Consider the following 25809-nt stretch of genomic DNA (forward strand, 5'->3'; position numbering starts at 1 on the left):
CCGGGGCGGACGCAGCGGATGCGCCGGATGCACCGGACACCCCCGGCCCGGAGGGCGCCGGACCCGAGGACAATGGCCGGCATGAGTCCGCCGCACCGCGCGGCAGCCGCCGGGGACACCGACCGGGGGACGGCGAGCGCGCCGTCCCCCAGGTCCGACGCGGCCTGGTCGCACGCCTGGGCGCATCCGCTGCTGGGCCGGATGCTGCGCGACCGCAGCCGCCGGCGGCAGCTGGACCGGCGGCATCCGTGGCTGCTCGACACCGCGCTGGTGCTGTTCATGCTGCTGGTCAGCCTGCCCGACCTGCTGATGGTCGACCACAGCTCCCCCTTCGCGCACACGACCGCCCCGGACACGCTGCCGACCGGCGTCCTGTGTGCCTTCGTCGCCGCGCTGGTCCTTCCGCTGTGGTGGCGCCGCCGGGCCCCGGCCGTCGTGTACTGCACGATCCTCGCCGTGAACCTGGTCGAGTGGTCGGCGGGGCTCTGGCTGCGGGCGGGCACCGCCACGCTCGTCGCCCTCTACACCCTGGCCCGCAACGGCTCCCTGCGCGTGCTGGGCTGGTCGGTCGGGCTGAGCGTCGTCGCGCTGGCCCTGGGCGCCAACGTCCTGGCGCCGATCGACCATCCGCTGCTCGGCACCTTCTTCCTGCTGGGCTCGCTGACCGCGGCGGTCGCCGTCGGCCTGACCGTCCGGATCCGGGGGCTCTATCTGGCGGCCCTGGAGGACCGCGCCCGGCAGCTGGAGATCGAACAGGAGCAGCGGGTACGGCTCACCGCGGCCGCCGAGCGTTCCCGGGTCGCCAGGGAGATGCACGACATCGTCGGCCACAACCTCTCCGTGATGGTCAGCGTGGCCGACGGCGCGGCGGTCCTCGCCGGCAACCGGGGCGAGCGGTCCGCGGAGGCCCTGCGGATCCTCGGCGACACCGGCCGGCAGGCGATGAGCGAGCTGCGCCGGGTCCTGGGCGTGCTGCGCGAGGGCGCCGACGAGGAGCGGCCGCTGGCGCCGCAGCCGGGCATCGTGGACCTGGACCCGCTGCTGGCCCGGGTCCGGGCGGCGGGGCTGCCGGTGACGTACCGGACGGTGGGCGACCCCGACGCGCTGGGCGACGGTGTCCAGCTCACCGTCTACCGGATCGTCCAGGAGTCGCTGACCAACACCCTCAAGCACGCGGGACCCGGCGCGTCCGCCGAGGTGACGGTCGCCGTCGCGCCGGGCGAGGTGCGGGTCCGGGTCGCGGACACCGGCACGGCACCGGAGCCGGAACCGTCCGACGACACGACAGGTCACGGCCTGGTCGGCATCCGGCAGCGGGCCGCGATGTACGGCGGCACGGTCGTCGCCGGACCGTGCGGGGGCGGTCCCGGCTGGCTGGTCGACGTCGTCCTCGACGTGCCCTCGGCCCCGCCCGCACCACCCACCGCATCACCCACCGCGCCGGCTCCGGGAGAGCAGCTGTGACGACCGTACTGATCGCCGACGACCAGCCGCTCCAGCGGATGGGTGTGCGGATGCTGCTGGAGGGCACCCCCGGTCTGGAGCCGGTCGGTGAGGCGGAACACGGCGCGGCGGCCGTCCGGCTCGCCGCCGAACTGCGGCCCGACGTCGTCCTCATGGACATCCGGATGCCCGGCATGGACGGGCTGGAGGCGACCCGGCGGATCGTCGCCACCGGCGGCCGCACCCGCGTCCTCATCGTGACCACCTTCGACCTCGACGAGTACGCGTACGACGGGCTGCGCGCCGGGGCCAGCGGCTTCCTGCTCAAGGACACCCGTCCGGAGGAGCTGGTCGCGGGCATCCACGCGGTGGCGAGCGGCGACGCCGTGGTGGCCCCCTCGCTGACCCGGCGCCTCCTGGACGCCTACGCCCACCGGGTGCTGGCGCCCGCGGCCGCCGTCGAGGACCCCCGGCTGCGCTCGCTGACCGACCGCGAGCGCGAGGTCCTGGTCGCCATCGGCCGGGGCTGGAACAACACCGAGATCGCCGAGCGCCTCGTCCTCACCGAGTCGACCGTCAAGAAGCACGTCGGCCGGGTCCTCGCCAAGATCGGGGCGCGCGACCGGATCCAGGCCGTGATCACGGCGTACGACGCCGGACTGGTCCGCGCCAAGTAGGCGGACCGCCGCTCCCGGAACCGGCCGCCGAGCAGTCGGACCCCCCTCTCCCGATGCGGCGACTCCAGGCGTAGCATGTGAACGAAACTGTTTCGTTCAGGGAACGGACCTCGCATGGAGAAGACAGGCATGGTCTCCGTACTCGTCGTCAACGACCAATCCCTCCAGCGCCTCGCCCTGCGCATGCTCCTCGCGGCCGAGCCCGGCCTGACGGTCGTCGGGGAGGCGGCGGACGGGGACGAGGCGATCCGTGCGAGCGCCGCGCTCCGCCCCGACGTCGTCCTGATGGACAGCCACCTCGCCCGGGCGGACGCGATCGACACCATCCGGCGCATCGCCCGCCCCGCCCCGCCCCGCACCCCCGGCTTCACCGGCGAGGCGGCGGCCGTCTCCCGGGTCCTGGTGCTGACCGCGGCCGAGCAGGAGGCGGACGCCTGGGCGGCCCTGCGGGCGGGTGCCGGCGGCTTCCTGCTCGACGACGCCGACCCGACCGAACTGACCGCGGCCATCCGGGTGGTGGCCGCCGGCGACGCCGTCATCACGCCCGGTCTGACCCGCGCGCTCATCGACGCCGTCCGCCAGCAGCACACCGTCCGCCCCCTCCCCCGTACCTCGGGACTCGGCACCCTCACCGAGCGCGAGCGCGACGTCCTGATCGCCGTGGCCGCCGGCTGGACCAACGCCGAGATCGCGCAGTGGCTGTCCATCGCGCCGACCACCGTGAAGACCCACGTCAGCAACGTCCTCGCGAAAATCGGCGCCCGGGCCCGAGTACAGGCGGTGACCTTCGCCTACGAGTCGGGCCTGATCCGACCGGCGGCCTAGGGCCTGTCTGACAATTCCTGTCTGCCTCGCGACGCCATGCACGCACTCTCGCCGCACCTGACGCCGCGAGGCCGCCCTCCGGGCGACGACGGGAATTGTCAGACAGGCCCTAGCGGCAGCGCCCCGAAGGGGCGCTGGGGGTACCCCCGGCCGAAGGCTGGGGGAGGAACTGCGCGACCAGCCACGACGGCGCCACACCCGGCCGACGACGCAACGCGGCCCTCCCCAGCGGAACGCTCAGAAGCTCTCGCCGCCCAGCGCCTTGATGAACGCCAACGGGTTCCAGTACTCGCGGTACTTGACGATCTTGCCGTCCTTGAACGTCACGAACGTCGCGTAACTCATGTCGTACGGGTTCCCGTTGGCCAGCACCCGGCCGGTGACGCTCCAGTCGGCGACGGCCACATCGGGGTCTTCGGTGGCGTGGACGGTCGCCGACGTGATCCGGTGCACGTCGATGAGGTCGGGGTAGCCCTTCAGGTACTCGTAGACGGCCGCCCGGCCCTCCAGCCGGGTGGGGCTGCCCTCGGGGGCGAAGGGGAACTCGACGACGACGTTCTCGTCGCACTGGTCCGCCCAGGCCTTCATGTCCTTGGAGAGGAAGATGTCGAGGCTGCGCCGCACCAGGTCGGCGGCGGTAAGGGTCTCGCTCATGGTTCGTTCCCATCGTGATACGGAGTGGGCCACGCATTAATGTGGCTAGCCACATAATTACTTGGCTAGCCACATAAGTCAAGCGATCCACGGCTCACGTGAACAGTCCGCCGCCATCCACGGTCAGGATCTGGCCGGTCAGCGCCTCGGCGGCGTCGCTCGCCAGGAAGCCGGCCGCCGCCGACACGTCCTCGGGCGTCAGCGCGCGGGGCAGCGCCTGCCCGGCCTGCGAGGCCTCGAAGGCGGCGTCCGGCTGGTAGGCGGTGGACGCGGTCCGGGTCAGCCCGGGCGCCACTGCGGTCACCGCGATCCCGTACCGCCCGAGCGAGGCGGCGAGCGACCGGGTGAGGCCGATCAGCGCGCCCTTGCTGGTCACGTACGCCAGCAGGTCCGGGCTCGGCGGCTTCCAGAAGGTGTCGGAGACGATGTGCACGATCCGGCCGAAGCCGCGCTCCCGCATCCCCGGCACGAACGCCTGGGCGAGCAGCACCGCGGACTCGACGTTGACGGCCTGGACCCGGCGCCAGGCGTCCAGGTCGACGGTCTCCACGTCCATCAGGTCGGTGGCGGCGGCCGCGTGCACCAGCACGTCGCACCGCCCGTTCTCGGCCAGCACGCGGCGCGCGCCCGCCCGTACGTGCTCGGCGTCGGCCAGGTCGCAGACGATGTCGCCGGCGCGGTCCAGGACCCGTACGACATGGCCGCGCCCGGTCAGCTCGCGCACGATGGCGCCGCCGATGGCCCCGGCCCCGCCCACGACGACGGCGACCCTGGGGGTGGTGGGGGTTTCAGGCATCAAATGCTCCTGACGATGGTGAGGGTGGGGCGGGGGAAGGTGCGGGCGGCGCATGCGCCGGTGCGGTACGTCGGCGGCTGCCCCTGCCGTCGACGTACCGCACCGGCCGTCTTTATTGCTCGCGTAAGCAACAATCTAGTGACACGAAACCCTGTCAGTCGTGGATGGCGCTGCCCAGTCCCAGGTCCAGCCGGAGGGACTCCACCAGCGAGAAGGCGCTGCTCTCGGTGAAGACGTCGGCCGCGGCGAGCGTGCCGGTGTACTTGGCCGCGACCGGGGCCGCCGCCTGCCGGCAGACCTCGTCGAGCCAGGTCTTGACGACGGCCCAGATGTTGTTGCCGTACTTCGCCGCGTAGACGCCGTAGTCGACGGTCCCGAGGGCCTGCTTGATCGACGTGGTCAGGTCGTCGATGTACTGCTGGTGCACGGTGACGTCGGCCCGGGTGCCGAGCCGCCCCATGTGACCGGCGATGTGGTGCTTCCAGGGGTACGACAGCGCCTTGGCCGGGGCGGCGAGGTAACCCTGGATGTCCTCGCTGTAGTTGAGCGCGCCGAAGGGGGCCCAGCCCGGGATGGTGATGTCGACCAGCATCAGCGTGTCGTGGTGCGGGAACCGGATGTAGATGTTGTCCGGCGCGTGGTTGGTGCCGTGGTAGGCGAGTTCGACCCGCTCGCCGCCGACGTGCAGGGTGTAGCGGTCGGCGAACGTGATGTCGGGAGCGGGCTTGTTCGGGTTGTTGTCGCGCAGCAGCAGCCGGCGGTTCTCCTCGTGCCCGATCCGGACCACATGGCGCCCGAAGAGCCCGGACGCGCCGACGTGGTCGGAGTGGTGGTGCGAGTGGACGATGTGGGTGACCTTGTTGCTGGTGCCGTTGGCGGCGGCGATCTCGTCCACCGCGCGCTGCAGGTTGTGGCCGATGGTCGGCGGGGCGTCGAACAGCACGACCCCGTCCCGGGTGGTGAGGAAGGCGGCCTGGTAGTCGCCGTCGGTCACCCAGTAGAGATTGCGCTGGACGCGGCCCACGTAGTAGCCCTGGCTGTTCACCGCAGGGCCGAGGGAGCCCGCGGGCACCGGCGCGTAGTCCGGCAGGCCGGCATCGGAGGATCCGGCGGCCGAGGCGTGCACGGTGGCCGCCGAGGCCGTCGTCGCGGTGCCCCCTGCGACCAGGGCCGCGGCCGCCGGCACTGCGGTGGCCGCGGCGACTCTGGCGAGGAACGAACGGCGGTCGGTTCCGGATGCGGAGCTGGATGACATGTCGATTCCTTTCGGAACGGTTCCGGGCAGGCCAGGGCGATCCGCCCCATCGGCTCCCGCCCGGCGCAACGCGATTACCGTAGCCCCGAATAGCTTGCCTAAGCAAGCAACTTGTTTCCCGGCGCAGTGCGGCCCCGGACATGCGGAGACCCCCGGGGGTCCGCTGGAGAACCGGCCTTCAACACCCGCTGCGACTAAGGTATTCCCAGCCCCGGAAGCACCCGGGCGGCGAGTTTCCGCCCACCGTCGCCCGCCACCACCCGCCGTCGCCCGCCAGAAGAGGAGCGCCATGCCAGCCGCGAAGCCCGACCCGGTGATGCCCCGGCCCAGCCTCGTCGGGCGCGCCCCGGTCAGCTTCGCGCTCTTCGCGCTCTCCCGCGAACTGCACGGTTACGGCGCCGAACTCCTCCTGAAGCTCGGCCTGCACCCCGGCCAGGAACTGATCCTGATGCGGCTCTTCGACCGGGACGGCCAGACCCAGGCCGAGTTGCAGCAGGCGGTCGGACTCGACCACTCCACGGTCTCGCGGTCGATCCGCCGCATGGAGGACGCCGGCCTGGTCGCCCGGGCCCGCGCCGAGCACGACCGCCGGGCCTTCATCGTCTCGCTCACCGCCGACGGCGAGGCGCTCCGCGAGCCGCTCGCCGACCTCTGGACCACGCTCGACCGCCTCGCCACCGAGACCCTGCACCGGCTGAAGGGCGCCGACTTCCTCAGCACGGTCGCGGAACTCGAACGCGCCTACGCCACCGCCCGCCGCGGCTGACCACCGAGGAGCCCCGCCACCCGGTGGCGACTGCGATGCGCGCCACAGAGGGGCCGTGGTCCGCCGTCGGGAATCCGTGAAACACCCAGGTGATCCGCCACCCATGCGCGAGGCTCATCGATCACCCGTGTTCCAGGCATTGGACGCATGCATGTCAGACGGCCGAGGCTTGCCGGCATCACCAGTCCCCCGGAAGCGACCCGGAGCGTCCCGGACGCGATCCTGGAAGCGATACGGAAACGGCAAGGAGCCGATCATGACGACCCAGTGGAACGCCGAAGAGGGGCGCATCGAGACCACCGCCCGCGGCCGTGCCGTGCTCTCCCAGCCCCGCCTCAACCGGGGCACCGCCTTCACCCCGGAGGAGCGGCGGTCGCTGGGTCTGGTGGGTCTGGTGCCGCCGGCGGTGCTGACCCTGGAGCAGCAGGCCGAGCGGGCGTACCGGCAGTACGCGGTGCAGCCGACCGATCTGGCCAAGAACGTCAACCTCACCGCGCTGCACGACCGCAACCAGGTGCTCTTCTACCGCCTGCTCTGCGACCACCTCGACGAGATGCTGCCCATCGTCTACACCCCCACCGTCGGCAAGGCGATCCAGCACTACAGCAACGAGTACCGGCGCCCGGCCGGCGTGTACCTGTCGGTGCACGCCCCCGAGGAGATCGAGGGCGCGCTGACGGCCTCCGGTCTGGGCCCCGACGACGTCGACCTGATCGTCGCCACGGACGGCGAGGCGATCCTCGGCATCGGCGACTGGGGCGTGGGCGGCATCGACATCTCGGTGGGCAAGCTCGCCGTCTACACCGCCGCGGCGGGCATCGACCCGAACCGCACCCTGGCGGTGATGCTGGACGTCGGCACCAACCGGCAGGAACTCCTCGACAACCCGCTCTACCTCGGCAACCGGCACCCGCGCGTGGACCGGGAGACGTACGACGCCTTCATCGACGCCTACGTCACCACCGCCCGCCGGCTCTTCCCGACCGCCCTGCTGCACTGGGAGGACTTCGGGCCCGCCAACGCCCGCCGCATCCTGGAGCGTTACCGCCCGACCGAGTTCACCTTCAACGACGACGTCCAGGGCACCGGTGCCGTCAACCTCGCCGCCGTGCTCTCCGGGGTGAAGGCGAGCGGGATCCGGCTGCGCGACCACCGGGTCGTGATCTTCGGCGCGGGCACCGCCGGTATCGGCATCGCCGACCAGCTGCGGGACGCCATGGCCGCCGACGGGCTGACCGCCGAGGAGGCCACCGCCCGCATCTTCGGCGTCGACCGCTACGGCCTGCTCACCGAGGACCAGCAGGACCTGCGCGACTTCCAGGTCCGCTACGCCCGCCCGGCCGCCGAGGTCGCCGACTGGCGGCGGGACGAGAAGGTGGGCGGCATCGCGCTGGCCGAGGTGGTCGAGCGGGTCCGGCCGACGGTCCTGATCGGCACCTCCGGACAGGGCGGCTCCTTCACCGAGGAGATCGTCCGCACGATGGCCGCCCACACCGAGCGCCCGATCATCCTGCCGATGTCCAACCCGACGGACCTGGCCGAGGCGGTCCCCGCGGACCTGCTGGCCTGGACCGAGGGCCGGGCCCTGATCGCCACGGGCAGCCCGTTCCGCCCGGTCGAGCAGGACGGGGTCCGGTACCTGATCGGGCAGGCCAACAACGCGCTGGTCTTCCCCGGCCTCGGCCTTGGCGCGATCGTCGCCCGGGCCACCCGGGTCACCGACGGCATGCTGGTCGCGGCCGCGCACGCCGTCGCCGGGCAGACGGACACCGACGGCCCCGGCGCGCCGATCCTGCCCCTCACCGACCAGCTGCGCGAGACCTCGGTGGCGGTCGCGGTGGCGGTGGCCCGTGCCGCGGCCGCCGACGGGGTGGCCGGCACGACCGTCGACGACTCCGTCGAGAAGCGGGTCAGGGCCGCCATGTGGCAGCCGGTGTACCCGCCGGTCAAGGCCGTCTGACCGGCCGGGACGCCGGGCGGCTCGCCGCCCCCGGGGCGACTCCCGGGGCGGGCGGCCACCGCCCCGGGAGTCGTCCATGTCCCCGGCGCCTTGATACGGCCCGTCCCATGCGGTACGAGAATGGGAGCATGGATCTCCAGGTGCTCCGCTCCTTCCAGGCCGTGGCCGAGGGCATGACGGTCACGGAGGCCGCGGCCGCCGCCCACATCACCCAGCCCGCCCTCTCCCGGGCCCTGAACCGGCTGGAGAGCGAGGTCGGCGCGGAACTCCTCCAGCGGGTCGGCCGGGTACTGCGACTCACCCCGGCCGGGCGGGTGTTCAAGGAGTACGTCGACGCCGTGCTCGACAGTTACGACCGGGGGCGGCGGGCCGTCGCCGAGGTCGTCGACCCCGACGCGGGCGTGGTCTCGCTGGCCTTCCTGCACACCCTGGGCACCTGGCTCGTGCCGAGGCTGGTCACCGGGTTCCGGCAGCGCTTCGCCGCCGTGCGGTTCGAACTGCACCAGGCGGACGAGAACGGCCTCGCCCAGCACCTCCTGGACGCCACCGCGGACCTGATCATCACCGGCAGGGACCCCGGCCACCCGCTGATCACCTGGCGCCGGCTCCTGGTCGAGCCCCTCTGGCTCGCCGTCCCGGCCCGCCACCGCCTCGCACAGCGCCGGCGCGTCCGGCTGGCCGAGGTCGCGGACGAGCAGTTCATCGTGCTCAAGCCCGGCTACGGCCTGCGCAGCGTCACCGAGACCCTGTGCCGCCAGGCCGGGTTCAGCCCGCTCGTCGGTTTCGAGGGCGAGGAGGTGGAGACCCTGCGCGGCCTGGTCGCGTCCGGTCTCGGCGTCTCCCTGATCCCGGCCGCGCCGGACGCCACCACGGATCCGGAGACCAACCCGGACCTCCCCGTCCGCTATCTCGGACTCACCGATGTGCAGGCCGTCCGGGACATCGGCATCGCCTGGCCGGCCTCCCGCACCCTGCCCCCGGCCTCCCGCCGCTTCATGGACCACGCCCTGAACGCCGCGGCCCAGCCCTGACGGAACACGGTTCCACCGATACCGGAACCGGCACGCCCGGATCACCGGCGCCATCTCACCGCCGACGGCCGCTTCCCCGCCCGGGGCTCCTCCGGCGACGCTCGGGGCTCCTCCGGCGACGCCCGGGGCTCCCCCGGCGACGCCCGGAACGGAGCGGCCCCGGCGGCCGGGGCGGGTGCGGTCCGTTCGCCGTCGTCTTCGAACGTCGTGCCCGGAGGGTAGACGAGCCGACCTATGTTGGTCAGAATCTCGACGCGGGCAAAAAAGATGCCCCACATTCCGGGGTCGGCCGTCAGGAGGCCGACACCAGTCCCTCGCCGCTCCGCGCTGCGAGCCCCCGCGCACGACGGGCACTCCCGTCACCCGCCACCGATGTCACATCCGCTTCGGGCTGATCCGCCTCAGCGCCGGCAAGGGAGCTCACGACATGCAGGCCGCTTCTCCCCACCAGACGACACACGCACCCGGGCAACTGCGCCGGGCGGTGACCTCCAGCTTCCTGGGCAGCGTCATCGAGTACTACGACTTCCTGCTGTACTCCACCGCCGCGGCGGTGGTCTTCCCGCACGTCTTCTTCTCCGACCTCGGCCCCACGGCCGCCACCCTCGCCAGCTTCACCACCTTCGCCACCGGCTACCTGGCCAGGCCACTGGGCGGAATCGTCTTCGGGCACTTCGGGGACCGGCTCGGCCGCAAGCGCATGCTCGTGGTGACGATGTCCCTCATGGGTGTCGCCAGCTTCCTCATCGGCGTCCTGCCCACCTACGGCCAGGCCGGCACACTGGCGCCGGTCTGCCTGCTGCTCCTGCGCATCGTCCAGGGCGTGGCGGTGGGCGGCGAGTGGGGCGGTGCCGTGCTCCTGTCCGCCGAGCACGCGACCGGACGGCGCGGGCTGTGGGCGAGCTTCACCAACGCCGGGGCCCCCTTCGGCATGGCGGTCTCCACGGTGGCCATGTCGGCGACGTCCGCCGCGGTCGGCGAGGACGCCTTCCTCTCCTGGGGCTGGCGCATCCCCTTCCTGCTCAGCGTGGTGCTGCTGGCCATAGGCCTGTTCATCCGGGTGCGGGTGACCGAGACACCGGTGTTCGCCCGGGCGGAGCGGGAGCAGAAGACGCGGGCGTCGGCACCACGCCGGCCGCTCCCCCTGTGGGACGTGCTGCGCCATCACCCCCGGGTGCTGCTGCTGGGCATCGGGGTCGGCCTGTCCGCGTTCGTCTTCCAGGGCACGGTGACCACGTACCTCATCTCCTACGCGGTGCAGGGCGGATTCCCCCGGCAGACGGTGCTCAACAGCCTGACGGTGTCCTCCACGCTGGCGGTGGCCGGCATCATCGGCTGGTCGGCGCTGTCCGACCGGCGGGGCCGGCGTCCGGTGGTCATGGCGGGCGCGGTGGCCGTGGGCGCCTACGCCTTCGCGCTGTTCCCGCTGGTCGACACCGGCAGCACCGGGCTGCTCGTACTGGCGCTGGTGCTCGGGCAGTCGCTGGTCCACCCGATGATGTACGGCCCGCTCGCCGCGCTGTACACGGAGCTCTTCTCCACCCGGAGCCGCTACACCGGCGCTTCCCTCGGCTACCAGATCGCGGGGCTGGGGGCCGGCTTCGCCCCGCTGATCTTCACCGAGGTACAGGCCGACACCGGTTCCGGGGCGACGCTGCTCATCTCGGCGATCATCGCCGGGTTCTGCCTGCTGACGGTGGTGTGCCTGGCCCTGCTCGGCGAGACCAGCCGCACCGATCTCACGGGCACGGGCGCGGACGCGGGCGCCCAGGCACACCTGCCCGCCGACGGCCGGCCGGAGACCGCCCAGGCGTCATGACCCGTGACGGCCGACGGGGTGCGCTCCGAGGGCGGCCCCGTCGGCGGAGGCCTCGTCGGCGGAGTAGAAGGAGGCGAAGGTGAACGCGCGTGCCGACGGTCCGTGCGCGCGCAGGTCCGCGAGCCGTTCCAGGGCCTCGCCGGTGGTCGGGAGATGACCGGCGGGGACCCACCAGAGCACCAGATGCGCCTCGATGTGCCGCTCGAACCATTCGCGCCGCCGCCGCATCACGTCCAGGTGCTCACTGCGGTAGGTGAAGCCCCACAGCGCCTCCTGGGTCTCCCACACCGACAGGTTGACGATGACGTCCTCGCCCGCCGGACGCAGGGCGGTGGCGTCGTCCGCCCCCTCCTCCACGAGCCGCCACACGAAGCCGGGCGCGTCGTCGGCAGCGGCGTTGACCGTGTCGAGCATCTCGACGAACGGCGCCATGCGCGGGTCGTCGAGGGGGAAACGGAGTGTGGCGACATTTAACTGGACGAGGTGGGCGTCGTACCCGGATGCGGTCATGACCCCATACCAGCACGCCCGTTCTTCTATGTCAATCTTCGTTGTTTTTAGAAGACTCCAGCACCACGCAGCACTCGCCCGGCCGGGCGTCCATCCGGGCCCGCACGGGACCGCCGGTGCCGAGCAGCCCCTCCAGCAGCGCGAGGTTCATGCCGCAGACCAGCGGCGGGAAGCGTTCGGCGACGGCATGGAAGGGGCAGTTGCGCATCCGGACGACGGGCGCGGCGGCCCCGGTCGCCCCCTCGGCGGCTTCGGCGGCTTCGGCGGCTTCGGCGGCTTCCAGGTGCGGTTCGTAACCGCGGGCCGCGAGCATCTCCATGGCCTCGCCGAGACCGCCGCAGGGCGCCGCCGAGCCGCGCAGGGCCTCGCCGCGGCGGCGCGCGGCCGCGCAGAGCCCGGCGTCCAGCCCGGCCTGCTCGGCGACTTCGGCGAGCAGTTCGGCGGCAGTGCGGTAGTCACGGGCGGGCAGTGACACGCTCCGCTCGTCCCGCGACCGCGTGTACACCTTGGCGGGCCGGCCCGCACCCGGCCCCGAGCGCCCGGTCAGGCGGCGGCTGCCGGCGTCGAGCAGCCCGGCCTCGGCCAGCCTGTCCAGGTGGTGCGCGGCGAGCGTGCGCGCCACCCCGGTCGCCTCCGCGGCCTCGTTGCGGCCGACCTCGCGGCCCTGCGCCGCCACGTACTCGTACAGCCGGCGGCGCACCGGATCCTGCAACGCCGCGATCGCGTCGATGTCGTTCACCCGACCATTCTAGGAACAACGCAGGTTGGAGATAGAAGGCCCGGACGCACGGGAAAATGATGGTCCGGATGACGGGAAATTGATGGATTCGAGGGCTTCACCAAATCCCCCCGCGAACCTAGCGTTGCGAGCACGCGAACGGCCTGGCCGTTGGCCGTGCGAGACCGATCGGCGCGTCCGCCACGGCCGCGTTCTGACGGTTTCCCGAACGGAGAGGGCGATGACGCCCGTGGAGTTGCTGATCGGCGGTCGGTGGCAGACGGCCCGGGAGCCGGGCGGTCCCGCGAGGTCACGTCCCCGTTCGACGGTCCTGCGGTTCGACGGCGGGCACGGTGGCGCTCACCGGAGCCGCGGCGCGGCGCCGTACCGCGGCCGGGGCCGCCCGTTCCACCCGGATGCCGTTCTCACCCGCCGCCCGACGGCCGCGGTCGCCCACTCCCACTGGAACCACCGAAAGGCCACGGCATGACCACCCCACAGCTGAACCGGATCGCCGGCGCGCCCATCTCCTGGGGCGTGTGCGAAGTGCCCGGCTGGGGCTACCAGTTGACGCCCGAGCGGGTACTGAAGGAGATGCGCGAGGTCGGCCTGGCCGCCACCGAGTTCGGCCCCGACGGCTTCCTGCCCGCCGCCCCGGAGGCGATGGCCCGCGTCCTCGCCGACCACGACCTGCACGCCGTCGGCGGCTTCACCCCGCTGCTGCTGCACGCGCCCGGCCACGACCCGCTGCCCGAGGCCGAACAGCTCCTGGCGGGCTACGACGCCTCCAAGGCCGAGGTCCTCGTCCTGTCCGCCGTCACCGGCCAGGACGGCTACGACTCCCGCCCCGAACTCGACGCCGACGGCTGGAAACTGCTCCTCTCCAACCTCGACCGGCTCACCGCACTGGCCGCCGAACGCGGAGTGCGCGCCGTCCTGCACCCGCACGTCGGCACGATGATCGAGAACGGCGACGAGGTCCGCCGGGTCCTGGAGCACTCGTCGATCTCTCTCTGCCTCGACACCGGCCACCTCCTCATCGGCGGCACCGACCCCGCCGAACTGACCCGGCAGGCCCCCGAGCGGATCGCCCACACCCACATGAAGGACGTGGACGCCTCCCTCGCCGCCAAGGTCCAGTCCGGCCGCCTCACCTACACCGACGCCGTCCGCGCCGGCATGTACCGCCCGCTGGGCGCCGGCGACGTCGACGTCCAGGCGATCGTCACCCACCTCACCGCCCGCGGCTACGACGGCTGGTACGTCCTGGAACAGGACACCATCCTCACCGAAGAACCCCAGGACAAGGGCCCGGTCGAGGACGTCTGGGCCAGCGCCGAACATCTGCGTTCGGCACTGCGGAACGCCGCGTAGCCGCCGGCCGCGCAGAGACCGCCGTCCGGCCAGGGCCGGGGCGATCCGCCCCGGCCCATTTCCGTGCCCGCCTTGCGCCACAGGGCGGTTGGCGACGGAAGGGCGGCTCGGTCCGGGCCGCCGAAGAAGGTCCGGACCCAGTCGATGACCGAGCCGGTCACCGCCCCGCCGCGGTCGGACAGCAGGAAGACGACGAAGCCGGCGATCTCGTCGACCTGGCCAGCCGGCCTGCCCGCGGGCCGGGCCGCGGTGACCTGCTCCCGCCACCCGTCACCCGCGCCGTGAAAGACGGTGCGCGGTCTTCTCCGCCCACGACCTCGCCCACGACAACACCCGCCCGCTGCGCGAGCGCCGCCGGCCTGCGGTCCTCCACCACGACCTGCGCCACGCCTGCCCGACCGTGATGCGCGCCCGCCAGGCCCGGCCGGACGACGGGCCCGGCACTCCCCTCGGCGACAGGAACCGGCGACCGTGCCGACCCTGCGACACGGCCGGAGCCCTCCCTGTTCATGCGGGAGCGGATCGGCGAGTACACGGCCGTCTGGACATGACCCGCACGTCGGGAACGTCATAACGACATCCTATTGACATGACATTTGACGGACGGCATCGTACTGGCTCGAAGGGCCGGGGTGTCCGGAGCGAAGGGAACCAGCGTGATGCCGTACGACGTGCTGACCATGGGCCGGGTCGGAGTGGACGTGTATCCGCTCCAGACGGGAGTGGGGCTGGCGGAGGTCACCTCGTTCGGCAAGTACCTGGGCGGCAGCCCGACCAACGTCGCGGTCGCGGCGGCCCGGTACGGCCGCAGCGCGGCCGTGATCACGAAGACCGGCCGGGACCCCTTCGGCGACTTCGTCCGCACGGCCCTGTCCGGCTTCCACGTCGACCCCCGCTTCGTCGGTACGTCGGAGATCGCGCCGACACCGGTGACGTTCTGCGAGATCTTTCCCCCGGACGACTTCCCGCTGTACTTCTACCGCCTCCCCAAGGCTCCCGACCTGGACATCCGGCCCGAAGAGCTGGACCTGGACGCGGTGCGCGAGGCGGCCGTGTTCTGGATGACCGGGACCGGGCTCAGCGAGGAGCCGAGCCGCTCGGCGACCCTGGCCGCCCTTCAGCACCGGGCCAAAGCCGGGATCACCGTCTTCGATCTCGACTGGCGGCCGATGTTCTGGACCGACCCGGCCGCGGCCCGGTCCTTCTACACGGAGGCCCTGCGGCACACCACCGTCGCGGTCGGCAACCTCGACGAGTGCGAGGTCGCCACCGGCGAACGCGACCCGCACGCGGCGGCCGAGGCGCTGCTCGCGGCCGGGGTGGAACTGGCCGTCGTCAAGCAGGGCCCCAAGGGGGTCCTGGCCATGGACCGGGACGGCTCGGTCACCGAGATCCCGCCCGTGCCCGTGGACGTGGTCAACGGGCTCGGTGCCGGTGACGCCTTCGGCGGCGCCCTGTGCCACGGCCTGCTGTCCGGCTGGGACACCCCGCGCACGGTGGCCTTCGCCAACGCGGCCGGCGCCCTGGTGGCGGGCCGTCTGTCCTGCTCGGACGCCATGCCGACCCAGGCCGAGGTCGAGGCGAAGCTGCGCGGGACGACCGACGACTCCGAGCGAGAGGTGTGACGACGTGCTGTCCGACAACGTGAGCCGGATCGTGGCCGCCCGGGTGCACGAACCCGAGGCCGTCGCCACCGCGGCGGCTCGCCGGGTGAAGGCGACCTCGCTCCTCGGCGAGCACGGCAAGGCGATGATCATCGCCGCCGACCACCCCGCCCGTGGCGCCAACGGCGTCGGCGCGGACCCCCATGCCATGGCGGACCGCTTCGAACTCCTCGACCGCCTCTGCACCGCCCTGGAACGCCCCGGCGTGACCGGTGTCCTCGCCACCGCCGACATCCTCGAAGACCTCCTGCTGCTCGGCGTCCTCGACGGCAAGAGCGTCTTCGGCTCCATGAACCGCGCCGGACTGGCCGGATCGGTCTTCGAGATCGACGACCGGTTCACCGGCTACGACGCCGAGACGATCGCCGCGATGGGCTTCGACGGCGGCAAGATGCTCACCCGTATCGCCCTCTCCGACCCCGCCACCCCGTCGGCTCTCCAGGACACCGCCCGCGCGGTCGACGAACTCAACGACCGGCAGCTCATCGCCATGGTCGAGCCGTTCATGTCCGAGTGGCGGGACGGCAGGATCCGCAACGACCTCTCCACCGACGCCGTGATCAAGTCGGTCACCATCGCGTCGGGTCTCGGCCGGCGCAGCGCCTACACCTGGCTGAAGCTGCCGGTGGTCCAGGACATGGAGCGCGTGCTCGCCGCCTCCACCCTGCCCGCGCTGCTGCTGGGCGGCGAGGTCACCGACCCCGCGGCCGCCTTCGCCTCCTGGGGCCGGGCCCTCAGGCAGCCCACCGCGCAGGGTCTGGTCGTCGGCCGCTCCCTGCTCTACCCGGCGGGCGGCGACGTCGCCGGCGCCGTCGACAAGGCGGTGAGCCTGCTGTGAGCGGCAAGTACCATCTCCCGGCCGGTACTTCGGCCGACGGCCCCTACGACCTCCTGGTCACGCCCGAGTCGGCGGGCTGGGGATACTCCGGCCTCAGGATCCTGACCCTGCGGCCGGGCGAGACACACGCCCTGTCCACCGGGGACTCCGAGTTCCTGGTGCTGCCGCTGACGGGCTCGTGCACCGTCACCACGGACGGCAGCACCTTCGAACTCGCCGGCCGGACGGGCGTGTTCACCTCGGCCACCGACTTCGCCTACCTCCCCCGTGAGTCGGCGGCCGTGATCCGCAGCGCGGCGGGAGGCCGATTCGCGCTGCCCTCCGCCCGTACCGAGCAGGGAGGTCACTCGGCTCGGTACGGGCGCAAGGAGGACGTCCCCGTCGAGCTGCGCGGCGCCGGGGCCTGCTCGCGGCAGGTCAACAACTACTGCCTGCCGGGCACCTTCGACGCCGAGCAGCTGCTGGTCTGCGAGGTCCTCACCCCCGGCGGCAACTGGTCCTCCTACCCGCCGCACAAGCACGACGAAGCCCGGCCCGGCGAGGAGTCGGAGCTGGAGGAGATCTACTACTTCGAGGTCTCGGGCGGCGAGTCCGGCTTCGGCATGCAGCGGGTGTACGGCACCGAGGACCGCCCGGTCGACGTGCTCGCCGAGGTCCGCTCCGGCGACACCGTGCTGGTCCCGCACGGCTGGCACGGCCCCTCGATCGCCGCGCCCGGCTACGACCTGTACTACCTCAACGTCATGGCCGGTCCCGGTCAGGACCGCGCCTGGCTGATCTGCGACGACCCCGCCCACGGCTGGGTCCGCGCCACCTGGGACGCCCAGGACGTGGACGACCGGCTGCCCTTCGGAGAGAACCGATGAAGACCGTACGACTGACCACCGCACAGGCCCTGGTCCGCTTCCTCGCCCACCAGTACAGCGAGCGCGACGGCCAGGAGCAGCGCCTGATCCCCGGTGTGTGGGGCATCTTCGGCCACGGCAACGTCGCCGGCATCGGCCAGGCGCTGCTGCAGGCCGCGACGACGGGCGAGGCGGATCTGCCGTACTACCTGGCGCGGAACGAACAGGGCATGGTCCACGCCTCCGTCGCCTACGCGAAGATGCGCGACCGGCTGGCCGCCTTCGCCTGCACCGCCTCCACCGGCCCCGGCTCCACGAACATGATCACCGGCGCGGCCCTGGCCACCACCAACCGTCTGCCCGTCCTCCTCCTGCCCTCCGACATGTTCGCCACCCGCGCCGCCGACCCCGTCCTCCAGCAGCTGGAGGACACCCGCGGCGGCGACGTCACCGTCAACGACGCCTTCCGCGCCGTGTCGAAGTACTTCGACCGCGTCTCCCGCCCCGAACAGCTGATTCCGGCCGCCCTCGCGGCGATGCGGGTGCTGACCGACCCGGTCGAGACCGGCGCGGTGACGCTGGCCCTGCCGCAGGACGTGCAGGCCGAGGCGTACGACTGGCCGGTCGAGTTCTTCCGGCGGCGGGTGTGGCACGTGGGGCGCCCGGTGCCGGAACCCGCCGCCGTCGAGCGAGCCGCACGCCTGCTGCGAAGCGCGCAGAGGCCGCTGATCGTCGCCGGTGGCGGTGCCGTCTACTCCGGTGCCGAGACCGCGCTGCGCGCCTTCGCCGAGGCCACCGGCATCCCGGTCGCCGACACCCACGCCGGCAAGGGCGCGGTGGCGTGGGACCACCCGTACGCGGTGGGCGGGATCGGCTCGACGGGTTCGTACGCGGCCAACGAGCTGGCGAAGGGGGCCGACGTGGTGCTCGGTATCGGCACCCGCTACTCCGACTTCACCACCGCCAGCCACACCGTCTTCGGCAACCCGGACGTCGCCTTCGTCAACCTCAACGTGGCCCGCCTGGACGCCGTCAAGCACTCGGCGGAGCCGCTGGTGGCCGATGCCCGACTGGGCATCCAGGCCCTCGCCGGAGCCCTCGACGGCTGGGAGGTCTCACCCGCCTACCGCCGCCGCACCCGTGAACTCGTCGCCCGCAACCGGGAGATCGATGACGAGGCGTTCCGTCCCGGTCACGGCCCGCTGCCCGCCCAGACCGAGATCCTCGGCGCGCTCAACGAGGTCCTGGACGACCGTGCCGTGGTCATCAACGCGGCCGGCTCCATGCCGGGCGACCTCCAGCAGCTGTGGCGGGCCCGCGACCCGAAGGCCTACCACGTGGAGTACGCCTACTCCTGCATGGGCTACGAGGTGGCCGCGGGCGTCGGCGCCAAGATGGCCGACCCGTCGCGCGAGGTGGTCGTACTCGTCGGCGACGGCTCGTATCTGATGATGGCTCAGGAGATCGTCACCATGGTCTCCGAGGGCCTGAAGGTCGTCATCGTGCTCGTCCAGAACCACGGCTTCGCCTCCATCGGCGCCCTGTCCCAGGCGCTCGGTTCACAGCGCTTCGGCACCAAGTACCGCTACCGCAACGGCGGTTCGGGACATCTCGACGGCGACGTCCTCCCCGTCGACCTCGCCGCGAACGCCTCCTCGCTCGGCGCGGACGTCCTGCACGCCGCCTCCGTCGAGGAGTTCCGCTCCGCGATGGAGAAGGCGAAGGCCGCCACCCGCACCACCGTCGTCCATGTCGAGACCGACCTGTACGGCCCCAACCCGCCCGGCCACGGCTGGTGGGACGTCCCCGTCAGCCAGACCTCCGCCCTCGACTCCACCCGCACGGCGTACGAGACCTACGCCGCCCACAAGCAGGCCCAGCGCCACTACCTGTAAGGACGTGCCTCCCGTGACCACAATCCCCCACTGGATCAACGGCTCGCCGCTCCCGGGCAGCAGCACCGCACCGGTGTTCAACCCGGCCACCGGCGCGGAGCAGGCCCGGGTCGTCCTCGGCGGCGCCGCGGAGGTGGACGCCGCCGTGCAGGCCGCGGCCGCCGCCTTCGAGACCTGGTCCGAGTCCTCCCTCACCCAGCGCGTCCAAGTGATGTTCGCCTTCCGCCAGCTGCTCGTCGAGCACGAGGAGGAGCTCGGCCGGATCATCTCCGCCGAGCACGGCAAGACCGTCGACGACGCCCGCGGCGAGATCACCCGCGGCCGCGAGGTCGTCGAGTACGTCTGCGGTCTCGGCGACGTCCTCAAGGGCTCCTTCTCCGACCAGGTCTCCCGCGGCATCGACGTCCACAACTTCCGCCAGCCGCTGGGTGTCGTCGCCGGCATCACCCCCTTCAACTTCCCGGCGATGGTCCCCCTGTGGATGCACCCGGTCGCGATCGCCACCGGCAACACGTTCATCCTCAAGCCGTCCGAGCGCGACCCCTCCGCAGCCAACTTCGTGGCCGAGCTCTACAAGAAGGCCGGTCTGCCGGACGGCGTGTTCAACGTCGTGCACGGCGGCAAGGACGCCGTCGACGCCCTTCTCACCCACCCGGGCATCGAGGCCGTCTCCTTCGTCGGCTCCACGCCGATCGCCAAGTACGTGCACGAGCAGGCGACTTCACACGGCAAGCGGGTCCAGGCCCTCGGCGGCGCCAAGAACCACGCCGTGGTCCTCCCCGACGCCGACCTGGAGTTCGCCGCCGACCACATCACCGCCGGCGCCTACGGCTCCGCCGGCGAACGCTGCATGGCCGTGTCGGTGGCCGTCGCCGTGGGTGACGCGGCGGACGCGCTGGTCGCGGTCCTGGAGCGCAAGGCCAACGAGGTGCAGGTCGGCCCCGGCAACGCCGCCGGCACCGACATGGGCCCGCTCGTCACCAAGGCCGCGCAGGAGCGGGTCGAGAACGCCGTCGGCACGGCCGCCGCCCAGGGCGCCACCGTCGTCGTCGACGGCCGCGGCCTGAAGATCGACGACCCCGCGTACGCCGAGGGCTTCTTCACGGGCCCGTCCCTCCTCGACCACGTCACCACCGAGATGGCGGCCTACCAGGAGGAACTCTTCGGCCCGGTCCTCGCCGTCGTCCGCGTCGACACCCTCGACCAGGCCATCGACGTGATCAACGCCAACCCCTACGGCAACGGCACCGCCCTGTTCACCGCCTCCGGCGAAGCCGCCCGCCGCTTCCAGCGCCGGATCAAGGTCGGCATGATCGGCATCAACGTGCCGGTGCCGGTCCCCATGTCGTACTACTCCTTCGGCGGCTGGAAGGACTCCCTCATCGGCGACTCCCCCATCCACGGCCCCGAGGGCATCCGCTTCTACACCCGCCCGAAGGTCGTCACCACCCGCTGGCCCCAGCCCGCCCAGCAGGTCACCGCCGGCTTCACCTTCCCCACCTCCAGCTGAAAGGTCTTCCGGCGAGAGCGGCCGCCGCCCGCATCGGGCGGCGGCCCGGCCGCACCCGCGTGATCACCGGCGCCCGACCGCTCAGGGCCGCTTCTCGACGTCCTTCACCGAACTCGGCCCCAACTGCTTGGCGCTGGCGTACTCCGGCATCGTCATGGGCTGGTCGAACAGGAAGAACGACTGGTTCGTGCCGACCGTGAACTCCATGTACGCGCCCGTCGTGGCGTCGAAACCGTAGTAGGCGTTGCAGGTGGAACCCGACGTGTACGTGCCGTCCATGCCGGGCTGCGCGAGGACCGCGACGCCTTCCGAGGAGGACTCCACCTTCTCCGTCGGGGTGAGCATCTTGCAGCGCGGCACCGGCAGGCCCTTCATGATGAAGTACCCGTACTCGCCCTTGGCGTTCTGGATGTAGACGTACGAGAGTTTGCCCCGCTTCCCCCAGGTCTTGATCCACTGGTTGATCGCTTCGCGGGTCGGCGAGTACTCCATGCGGCCCGCCGGCTGCTGGGCCACGAGGTGGTCGTAGTTGTCCTGCTTGACCTTGTTCTCCTTGTCCTGGCTGGTGTCGCTGGTGCAGGACGTCAGGGCCAGGCCCACGACGAGCGCGACGACGGCGGCCAGGGCCATGCGTGCGAACTTCTTCATGCTGTGCTGCCCTCTTCCCGGGTGAGACGGGGATCAGTTGGTGCACGTCGTGCGCTTGGCGCCGGCATCCAGCCGGTACGGCAGATCCTTGTCGCGGAAGGGCGCGCGGTGCTCCTGGGCGGCCTTCGAGTTGTAGTCGTTGACCGACTCGATCCGGGTGGCCTTCAGCGCGGTGATCGACTGGTCGATCTGCGCCGTGCGGGTCTCCGAAGCGGTCTTCCGCTCCTCCTGGAGCGCCTGGATCGTCCCTTCGGCGTTCTGCACGGCCTCGCACAGGTCGAAGAACTCCTCGTAGGTGGTCTGCCGGAACTCGCCCGAACCGACGGTGTTCTCACGCTGACTCACCTCACCGCGGAACGGGGCGGTGATCCACGCCGCGCCGCCGAAGGCGAACGCCCCGATCAGGTACAGCACCGCCAGCCCGACGACTCCGGCGACGCCCCAAGCCGCTAACCGTGCCCCCTCGCGTATCTCTCCCATGGCATCCCCCTTCACAGGCGGCTCCGCCGTGTGGAACCACCTCCCGCGAAGGAGGACACGGGCACCCGGCGAAACGGTTCCGCCGGCGCGGTCACTGTGACCAGGGTGGCGATTTTCCTCTGGACACCCCTCGTGACCTGCGCCGATGCTCCCGGAGCCGATCGGCGCAGACGTTCCCGCGGACCGGTGCCCCACCCAGCCGCCCGGGAAACAGCACACGGAACACGCACGCGAGGCCGCCCAGGGAAGTCGTCGCACCCGAGCGCCTGGGGACAGTCGGCCACCGGCCCGGTCCCGACCGGGGGCGGGTGACCGTCGGCACTTCGGCATCCGGTATCCGCTGTGCCGAGGATTCGCAGTCGGCACTGCGTCAGCGCGCTTACGCCCGCTGAGTCGCTGTCCTGTCGCACTGCAGCTCTGGCTTTTGCGGAGGTCTCGTTCGCGGTAGAGGCGGGCCACGGACATGGAGACATCGGTGTGGCCCGCCATGCCGTGTGCTGGTCGCGGCTGTCTCAGGCTTGGTTTCCGGGCTGGAGCCTCAGCTGTTGGCCAGGGTGCGGTCCAGAAGGGGGAGCAGGTGATCCCAGTGGCGCTTCAGCCCGGAGGCGCTGAAAGCGTCGGTGTCGGACATGGTGAAGCCGTGGATGGTGCCGGGGTAGATCTCTGAGGTGTAGCCGACACCTGCCGCATCCAGGGCCTGGTTGAGCTCGCCGAGGGCCTCGGATGTCATGTCGCCTTCGGCGTGGCCGAGGTGAACCTGGGCGGTGAGCTTGGAAAAGAGACCGGCCCCATCGACACCCACGGGGGCGTGGAACGCGGCGACGGCCGCCACCTGGTCGGGGTGGACCGCGGCGGTGCGCATCGCGTAGAGGCCGCCTATGCAGTAGCCGGTCACCGCGACCGGTCCGGCGCCGACCTCGGGCTGAGTGGTGAGGAACCCGAGGTAGGCGTCGGCGTCGCTCAGGACACGTTCGACGGTGTGCGCCTCGATCAAGGGCATCAGCTGGGCAAAGACCCCGGGCCGGGCCTCTTCTCCGATGTGCTCGGGAAGTTCGATCACCGGGGCCGGGCCGTGCCGGTAGAAGGAGTTGGGGACGAGCACGTAGTAGCCGTGCCCGGCCAGTTCGCGGGCCATCTCCCGCAGCACGGGCCGGATGCCGAAGCCGTCCGCGTACATCAGTACCCCTGGGTACCGTTCGTCGTGGTCGGGGAAGGCAGCGAAGGCGTCGGCCTGGCCGTCCGTGGTGGGTATCCGCAGCGTCTTGGTGGGCATGAATGCTCCCGTCGTGGTTGATGTGCAGAGCCTGTGATCAACACGAGGGAGGCGGAGCCCGCGCAGCAGCGCAAGAGCCTCGATCAAACAGCGGGCCCAAACCGGCCCGTACGGCGCTCAGAAGAGGCCCGGGTCACCGATCCGTGTGTGGCGCAAGGCCGCCCCGGCATTCATAGCCGCACAGCGTAGCCCACCGGATATGAGCCGACGCCGGCACTCCGGTCCGAGCGGATGCCTCGACGGGATGAGAACCGACACACGCCGCATGCGACACGGTGAGAATCCGACAGCTCGTGGTGGAGGGCCCAGTTGTCGCTGTGCAGCGCAGCATGCAGGTCGAGTCGGAACGACTCGGGGTCGCCGAGGACGCATCGGACGACCTGGTCGTGAACAGGCACCAACCGCACCCGATTCCGGGCCGGTCGCGAAGAAGGTGCCAGGCAGTGCGTGCGGGCGAACCGTCTGCCAGGTCGGCAGCCTCGACCATGTCGATGTCGACGCGGAGCTCCTTCCGCGGCGAGGAGGAGCGCGAGATGAGCTTCCGCAGCGCCATGCGCCTCGACGAGCCGCGGCGGATGCCGGCGGAGGTCACCGACAGCGACGGCTTGAATGCCACCCAGTACGACCTCGTGCTCGGCGCGCTCAAGCACAACGAGGACATCGCCGCCGCGTACTCCGCAGGCGGAGGCAACCACGCCACCCTGGAGGCCTTCGAAGCCCTCGGACGCGAATGCGCGGTCTTCATCGCCCACGACCTCGACCACGACAACATCCGTCTGCTGCGCGAGCACCGCCTGTCCGCGGTCCTCCACCACGACCTGCGCCAGGACATGCGCCGCGCCTGCCGGATCATCATGCGGGCCCACAGAGCACTCCCGGAAGACGGCCCCGCCCTGCCCTCGACCATCCAGGTCGTCACGCCGTTGAACATGCCGCCCGGGACCGCGTCCGTACCCCATCGTCGGCTGAACCCGCTGCGCGTGCGATCTGCGGCAGCGCGGCCACCGGCCAACGCCGTCGACACGGCCGACGGCCCTCGAACCGCTGAACTCCGCCGACCGGCGTGATCGCGGAGCGCCCGGTCCGGCTGCGGCGGTGCGCCGCCCCTCGTCGACGCCGACGGGTCTCCGACATCCGAGAACGCGCACGTCAGAGACCCGACCCGAGGACGGTCGACGACCGCCACACCTCCGTGTCAGACACGCCATCACATTACTGAACCGTAACCTACCGGCTGCTATCACGAGTAACTTACTCACGCGTAAGGTTCTGGCGAACCGCTGCCGAGCGGCATGAACGCGCCATGGGACGGCCGCGTTCCCGTGCCGCTTTCACCTGTGCACCTCACTGCCGGCCGCTTCACAGGAGGTTTGCCATGCCCGCACGCAGTCGACTTCTGGTCGCAGCAGTCACCGCTGCCGCCTGCCTGGGCGTCCAGGCCCTGTCGTCCTCCCCCGCATCGGCGGCGGACGAGGTGGTCTCCAGGGGAGTCACCATCCCCGGGTTCTACAACCCGCCCACCGACCTGCCCAGCGCCGACGGCACTCTGATCCGCAGCGAGGCGCTCACGCTCGCCCTCAGCCTGCCCGGCCTCGACGGGCCGCTCCCCGGTACCGCGACACGTCTGATGTACAAGTCCACGGACTCGGGGGGTCAGCCGGTGGCCGTCACCGGCGCCTACATCGAACCGACCGCCGCATGGCGGGGCGGCGGGGCACGTCCCCTGGTCGTGGTGGCGCCCGGCACCATGGGACAGGGCGACCAGTGCGCCGCGTCCATGGGGCTCGAACACCCGCTGACGGTCAACGGCCAGACGGTGTCCGTCGGTTACGAGGATCTCGCGATCTACCGGCTGCTCGCGAAGGGCATCGCCGTGGTCGTCACCGACTATGCCGGCCTCGGCGCGACCGACCGGCTGCACACCTACGTCAACCGCGTCGACGAGGGCCACGCGGTGCTGGACGCCGCCCGCGCCGCCCGCTCGGTCGGCGGAGCCTCCGTCACCAAGGCGTCCCGGGTGGGGCTGTTCGGCTACAGCCAGGGCGGCGGGGCGACCGCCGCCGCAGCCGAACTCCAGGCGTCGTACGCCCCCGACGTCACGCTCGCCGGCACCTACGCAGGCGCTCCGCCCGCTGACCTGACCTCGGTCACCAAGGCCATCGACGGAAGCGAGCTGGCCGGTGCGCTGGGCTGGTCACTCAACGGCTTCCTCCAGTCCGACCCCGCTCTGAAGCCGATCGCCGAGGCGCATCTCAACGCCGCCGGCAAGGCCGCCCTCGCCGACCTGTCGACCATGTGCGTCGGAGACGCGATCTTCGGCTACGCCTACTCGAAGAGCACCAAGTGGACGACCGACGGACGGTCCATCAGCGACATCATCGCCGACACACCCGCGCTCCAGTCGTTCCTGGACGGCCAGCGCATCGGCACCCTCGAACCGTCCGGGCCCGTCCGCATCGCAACCGGCGTCAGCGACAACCTCGTTCCGCACGCCCAGGCGCGGCAACTCGCCGTCGACTGGTGTCACAAGGGAGGCGATATCACCTACAAGGCCGTCGCACTGCCCAATCTCGTCAGCGCGCTCCTCAACCACTTCGCCCCGCTCCTCACCGACCAGAGCGACGCGATCGGCTGGCTGGCCGACCGGCTCGCGGGCAGGACGGCCACCTCCAACTGCTCCAGCATGCCTGTCCAGCCCTGATCAACCGCACAGGTGGGGGTCTGTGCCGGCCAGGCGGACGTCGTGGCCAGGTCCGGGCCGGGACACCGGTACCAAGGCCGCGCAGGTGGCCGAGCGTTCCGCGTAGCCGGACCGCGACCAGGGAAGC

23 protein-coding genes and 1 pseudogene are annotated in these 25809 nt (G+C 71.7%); 15 read left to right on the plus strand and 9 right to left on the minus strand.

The features are described from left to right. The first annotated feature begins 81 nt into the window (after positions 1–81). From SSP29_RS00445 to SSP29_RS00455, 3 genes are all read left to right on the plus strand, one after another. The gene (locus SSP29_RS00445; RefSeq protein WP_089099731.1) at positions 82–1464 is read left to right on the plus strand and encodes a sensor histidine kinase; all 1383 of its coding nucleotides are present in this window, start codon (positions 82–84) and stop codon (positions 1462–1464) included. Next, entirely contained in the window at positions 1461–2120 is a 660-nt protein-coding gene (locus SSP29_RS00450; RefSeq protein ID WP_089098446.1) for a response regulator, read from the plus strand. Before SSP29_RS00445 ends, SSP29_RS00450 begins: the two co-directional genes overlap by 4 nt. Positions 2121–2249: 129 nt before the next feature. Continuing rightward, positions 2250–2945 carry a LuxR C-terminal-related transcriptional regulator gene (locus SSP29_RS00455; protein WP_089099732.1) on the plus strand — a complete coding sequence of 232 codons (696 nt, stop codon included), beginning with the start codon at positions 2250–2252 and terminating at the stop codon, positions 2943–2945. 237 nt (positions 2946–3182) lie between these two features. Here the strand turns inward: SSP29_RS00455 and SSP29_RS00460 are convergent, their stop codons facing one another. From SSP29_RS00460 to SSP29_RS00470, 3 genes are all read right to left on the minus strand, one after another. Beyond that, a complete protein-coding gene (locus SSP29_RS00460) occupies positions 3183–3599 on the minus strand; it encodes a nuclear transport factor 2 family protein (protein ID WP_089098447.1) in 417 nt (138 codons plus the stop codon). Positions 3600–3693: 94 nt separating this feature from the next. Beyond that, entirely contained in the window at positions 3694–4395 is a 702-nt protein-coding gene (locus tag SSP29_RS00465) for an SDR family NAD(P)-dependent oxidoreductase (RefSeq protein WP_089098448.1), read from the minus strand. A gap of 154 nt (positions 4396–4549) precedes the next feature. After that, positions 4550–5650, minus strand: coding sequence for an MBL fold metallo-hydrolase (locus SSP29_RS00470; protein ID WP_089098449.1), 1101 nt, complete (start codon positions 5648–5650; stop codon positions 4550–4552). A gap of 289 nt (positions 5651–5939) precedes the next feature. Here SSP29_RS00470 and SSP29_RS58300 point away from each other — a divergent pair, with 289 nt between their 5' ends. The 4 genes from SSP29_RS58300 (at position 5940) to SSP29_RS00490 (ending at position 11226) form a co-directional block, all read left to right on the plus strand. Further along, positions 5940–6416 (plus strand): MarR family winged helix-turn-helix transcriptional regulator, encoded by a 477-nt coding sequence (locus SSP29_RS58300; protein ID WP_167449832.1) that lies wholly within the window; start codon positions 5940–5942, stop codon positions 6414–6416. A gap of 256 nt (positions 6417–6672) precedes the next feature. After that, positions 6673–8376, plus strand: coding sequence for an NAD-dependent malic enzyme (locus SSP29_RS00480; protein WP_089098451.1), 1704 nt, complete (start codon positions 6673–6675; stop codon positions 8374–8376). Between the two features lie 128 nt (positions 8377–8504). Continuing rightward, positions 8505–9407 carry a LysR family transcriptional regulator gene (locus SSP29_RS00485; protein ID WP_089098452.1) on the plus strand — a complete coding sequence of 301 codons (903 nt, stop codon included), beginning with the start codon at positions 8505–8507 and terminating at the stop codon, positions 9405–9407. Positions 9408–9834: 427 nt separating this feature from the next. Then, positions 9835–11226 (plus strand): MFS transporter, encoded by a 1392-nt coding sequence (locus SSP29_RS00490; RefSeq protein ID WP_089098453.1) that lies wholly within the window; start codon positions 9835–9837, stop codon positions 11224–11226. On the opposite strand, the gene SSP29_RS00495 is transcribed toward SSP29_RS00490, so the two are convergent. After that, positions 11221–11736, minus strand: coding sequence for a DUF3291 domain-containing protein (locus tag SSP29_RS00495; RefSeq protein ID WP_089098454.1), 516 nt, complete (start codon positions 11734–11736; stop codon positions 11221–11223). The two genes, SSP29_RS00490 and SSP29_RS00495, sit on opposite strands and share 6 nt — an antisense overlap. Before the next feature lie 31 nt (positions 11737–11767). After that, the gene (locus tag SSP29_RS00500; RefSeq protein WP_089098455.1) at positions 11768–12475 is read right to left on the minus strand and encodes a helix-turn-helix transcriptional regulator; all 708 of its coding nucleotides are present in this window, start codon (positions 12473–12475) and stop codon (positions 11768–11770) included. Between the two features lie 465 nt (positions 12476–12940). Between SSP29_RS00500 and SSP29_RS00510 the strand changes: the two genes are divergently transcribed. The 6 genes from SSP29_RS00510 (at position 12941) to SSP29_RS00540 (ending at position 20580) form a co-directional block, all read left to right on the plus strand. Continuing rightward, positions 12941–13828: a sugar phosphate isomerase/epimerase family protein gene (locus SSP29_RS00510; protein WP_089098457.1), complete on the plus strand. Its 888-nt coding sequence runs from the start codon at positions 12941–12943 to the stop codon at positions 13826–13828. 659 nt (positions 13829–14487) lie between these two features. Then, positions 14488–15453 (plus strand): 5-dehydro-2-deoxygluconokinase, encoded by a 966-nt coding sequence (gene iolC, locus SSP29_RS00520; RefSeq protein ID WP_089098458.1) that lies wholly within the window; start codon positions 14488–14490, stop codon positions 15451–15453. 4 nt (positions 15454–15457) lie between these two features. After that, positions 15458–16330 carry a Cgl0159 family (beta/alpha)8-fold protein gene (locus SSP29_RS54785; protein ID WP_089098459.1) on the plus strand — a complete coding sequence of 291 codons (873 nt, stop codon included), beginning with the start codon at positions 15458–15460 and terminating at the stop codon, positions 16328–16330. Further along, positions 16327–17196, plus strand: coding sequence for a 5-deoxy-glucuronate isomerase (gene iolB / locus SSP29_RS54790; protein WP_089098460.1), 870 nt, complete (start codon positions 16327–16329; stop codon positions 17194–17196). The genes SSP29_RS54785 and iolB overlap by 4 nt, the downstream gene beginning before the upstream one ends. Continuing rightward, a complete protein-coding gene (gene iolD / locus SSP29_RS00535) occupies positions 17193–19070 on the plus strand; it encodes a 3D-(3,5/4)-trihydroxycyclohexane-1,2-dione acylhydrolase (decyclizing) (RefSeq protein WP_089098461.1) in 1878 nt (625 codons plus the stop codon). Before iolB ends, iolD begins: the two co-directional genes overlap by 4 nt. 13 nt (positions 19071–19083) lie before the next feature. Continuing rightward, a complete protein-coding gene (locus SSP29_RS00540; protein WP_089098462.1) occupies positions 19084–20580 on the plus strand; it encodes a CoA-acylating methylmalonate-semialdehyde dehydrogenase in 1497 nt (498 codons plus the stop codon). An 81-nt stretch (positions 20581–20661) separates the two neighbouring features. Here the strand turns inward: SSP29_RS00540 and SSP29_RS00545 are convergent, their stop codons facing one another. The 4 genes from SSP29_RS00545 to SSP29_RS59515 form a co-directional block, all read right to left on the minus strand. Then, entirely contained in the window at positions 20662–21228 is a 567-nt protein-coding gene (locus tag SSP29_RS00545) for a hypothetical protein (RefSeq protein ID WP_089098463.1), read from the minus strand. 33 nt (positions 21229–21261) lie between these two features. Then, entirely contained in the window at positions 21262–21708 is a 447-nt protein-coding gene (locus tag SSP29_RS00550; RefSeq protein WP_089098464.1) for a hypothetical protein, read from the minus strand. Positions 21709–22246: 538 nt separating this feature from the next. Next, on the minus strand, positions 22247–22981 hold the full coding sequence (locus SSP29_RS00555) for a dienelactone hydrolase family protein (RefSeq protein WP_089098465.1): 735 nt from the start codon (positions 22979–22981) through the stop codon (positions 22247–22249). Between the two features lie 170 nt (positions 22982–23151). Continuing rightward, positions 23152–23388 (minus strand): DUF6308 family protein, encoded by a 237-nt coding sequence (locus SSP29_RS59515; RefSeq protein WP_245882992.1) that lies wholly within the window; start codon positions 23386–23388, stop codon positions 23152–23154. A gap of 102 nt (positions 23389–23490) precedes the next feature. On the opposite strand from SSP29_RS59515, the pseudogene SSP29_RS00560 reads away from it, so the two are divergent. Beyond that, positions 23491–23919 (plus strand): annotated as a pseudogene (locus tag SSP29_RS00560) (type 1 periplasmic-binding domain-containing protein); the annotation flags it as partial. Positions 23920–24356: 437 nt separating this feature from the next. After that, a complete protein-coding gene (locus SSP29_RS00565) occupies positions 24357–25682 on the plus strand; it encodes a lipase family protein (RefSeq protein ID WP_089098466.1) in 1326 nt (441 codons plus the stop codon). The last annotated feature ends 127 nt before the right edge of the window (positions 25683–25809 follow it).

It is taken from the genome of Streptomyces hyaluromycini, assembly GCF_002217755.1.
GTDB classification, from domain to species: domain Bacteria; phylum Actinomycetota; class Actinomycetes; order Streptomycetales; family Streptomycetaceae; genus Streptomyces; species Streptomyces hyaluromycini.

What these genes read in the sequence shown, in the direction of transcription:
- SSP29_RS00445 (WP_089099731.1), top strand. Translation starts at nt 82, where the DNA reads ATGAGTCCGCCGCACCGCGCGGCAGCCGCCGGGGACACCGACCGGGGG.
- SSP29_RS00455 (WP_089099732.1), top strand. Translation starts at nt 2,250, where the DNA reads ATGGTCTCCGTACTCGTCGTCAACGACCAATCCCTCCAGCGCCTCGCC.
- SSP29_RS00460 (WP_089098447.1), bottom strand. Translation starts at nt 3,599, where the DNA reads ATGAGCGAGACCCTTACCGCCGCCGACCTGGTGCGGCGCAGCCTCGAC.
- SSP29_RS00465 (WP_089098448.1), bottom strand. Translation starts at nt 4,395, where the DNA reads ATGCCTGAAACCCCCACCACCCCCAGGGTCGCCGTCGTCGTGGGCGGG.
- SSP29_RS00470 (WP_089098449.1), bottom strand. Translation starts at nt 5,650, where the DNA reads ATGTCATCCAGCTCCGCATCCGGAACCGACCGCCGTTCGTTCCTCGCC.
- SSP29_RS58300 (WP_167449832.1), top strand. Translation starts at nt 5,940, where the DNA reads ATGCCAGCCGCGAAGCCCGACCCGGTGATGCCCCGGCCCAGCCTCGTC.
- SSP29_RS00480 (WP_089098451.1), top strand. Translation starts at nt 6,673, where the DNA reads ATGACGACCCAGTGGAACGCCGAAGAGGGGCGCATCGAGACCACCGCC.
- SSP29_RS00485 (WP_089098452.1), top strand. Translation starts at nt 8,505, where the DNA reads ATGGATCTCCAGGTGCTCCGCTCCTTCCAGGCCGTGGCCGAGGGCATG.
- SSP29_RS00490 (WP_089098453.1), top strand. Translation starts at nt 9,835, where the DNA reads ATGCAGGCCGCTTCTCCCCACCAGACGACACACGCACCCGGGCAACTG.
- SSP29_RS00495 (WP_089098454.1), bottom strand. Translation starts at nt 11,736, where the DNA reads ATGACCGCATCCGGGTACGACGCCCACCTCGTCCAGTTAAATGTCGCC.
- SSP29_RS00510 (WP_089098457.1), top strand. Translation starts at nt 12,941, where the DNA reads ATGACCACCCCACAGCTGAACCGGATCGCCGGCGCGCCCATCTCCTGG.
- iolC (WP_089098458.1), top strand. Translation starts at nt 14,488, where the DNA reads ATGCCGTACGACGTGCTGACCATGGGCCGGGTCGGAGTGGACGTGTAT.
- iolD (WP_089098461.1), top strand. Translation starts at nt 17,193, where the DNA reads ATGAAGACCGTACGACTGACCACCGCACAGGCCCTGGTCCGCTTCCTC.
- SSP29_RS00545 (WP_089098463.1), bottom strand. Translation starts at nt 21,228, where the DNA reads ATGAAGAAGTTCGCACGCATGGCCCTGGCCGCCGTCGTCGCGCTCGTC.
- SSP29_RS00550 (WP_089098464.1), bottom strand. Translation starts at nt 21,708, where the DNA reads ATGGGAGAGATACGCGAGGGGGCACGGTTAGCGGCTTGGGGCGTCGCC.
- SSP29_RS00555 (WP_089098465.1), bottom strand. Translation starts at nt 22,981, where the DNA reads ATGCCCACCAAGACGCTGCGGATACCCACCACGGACGGCCAGGCCGAC.
- SSP29_RS00565 (WP_089098466.1), top strand. Translation starts at nt 24,357, where the DNA reads ATGCCCGCACGCAGTCGACTTCTGGTCGCAGCAGTCACCGCTGCCGCC.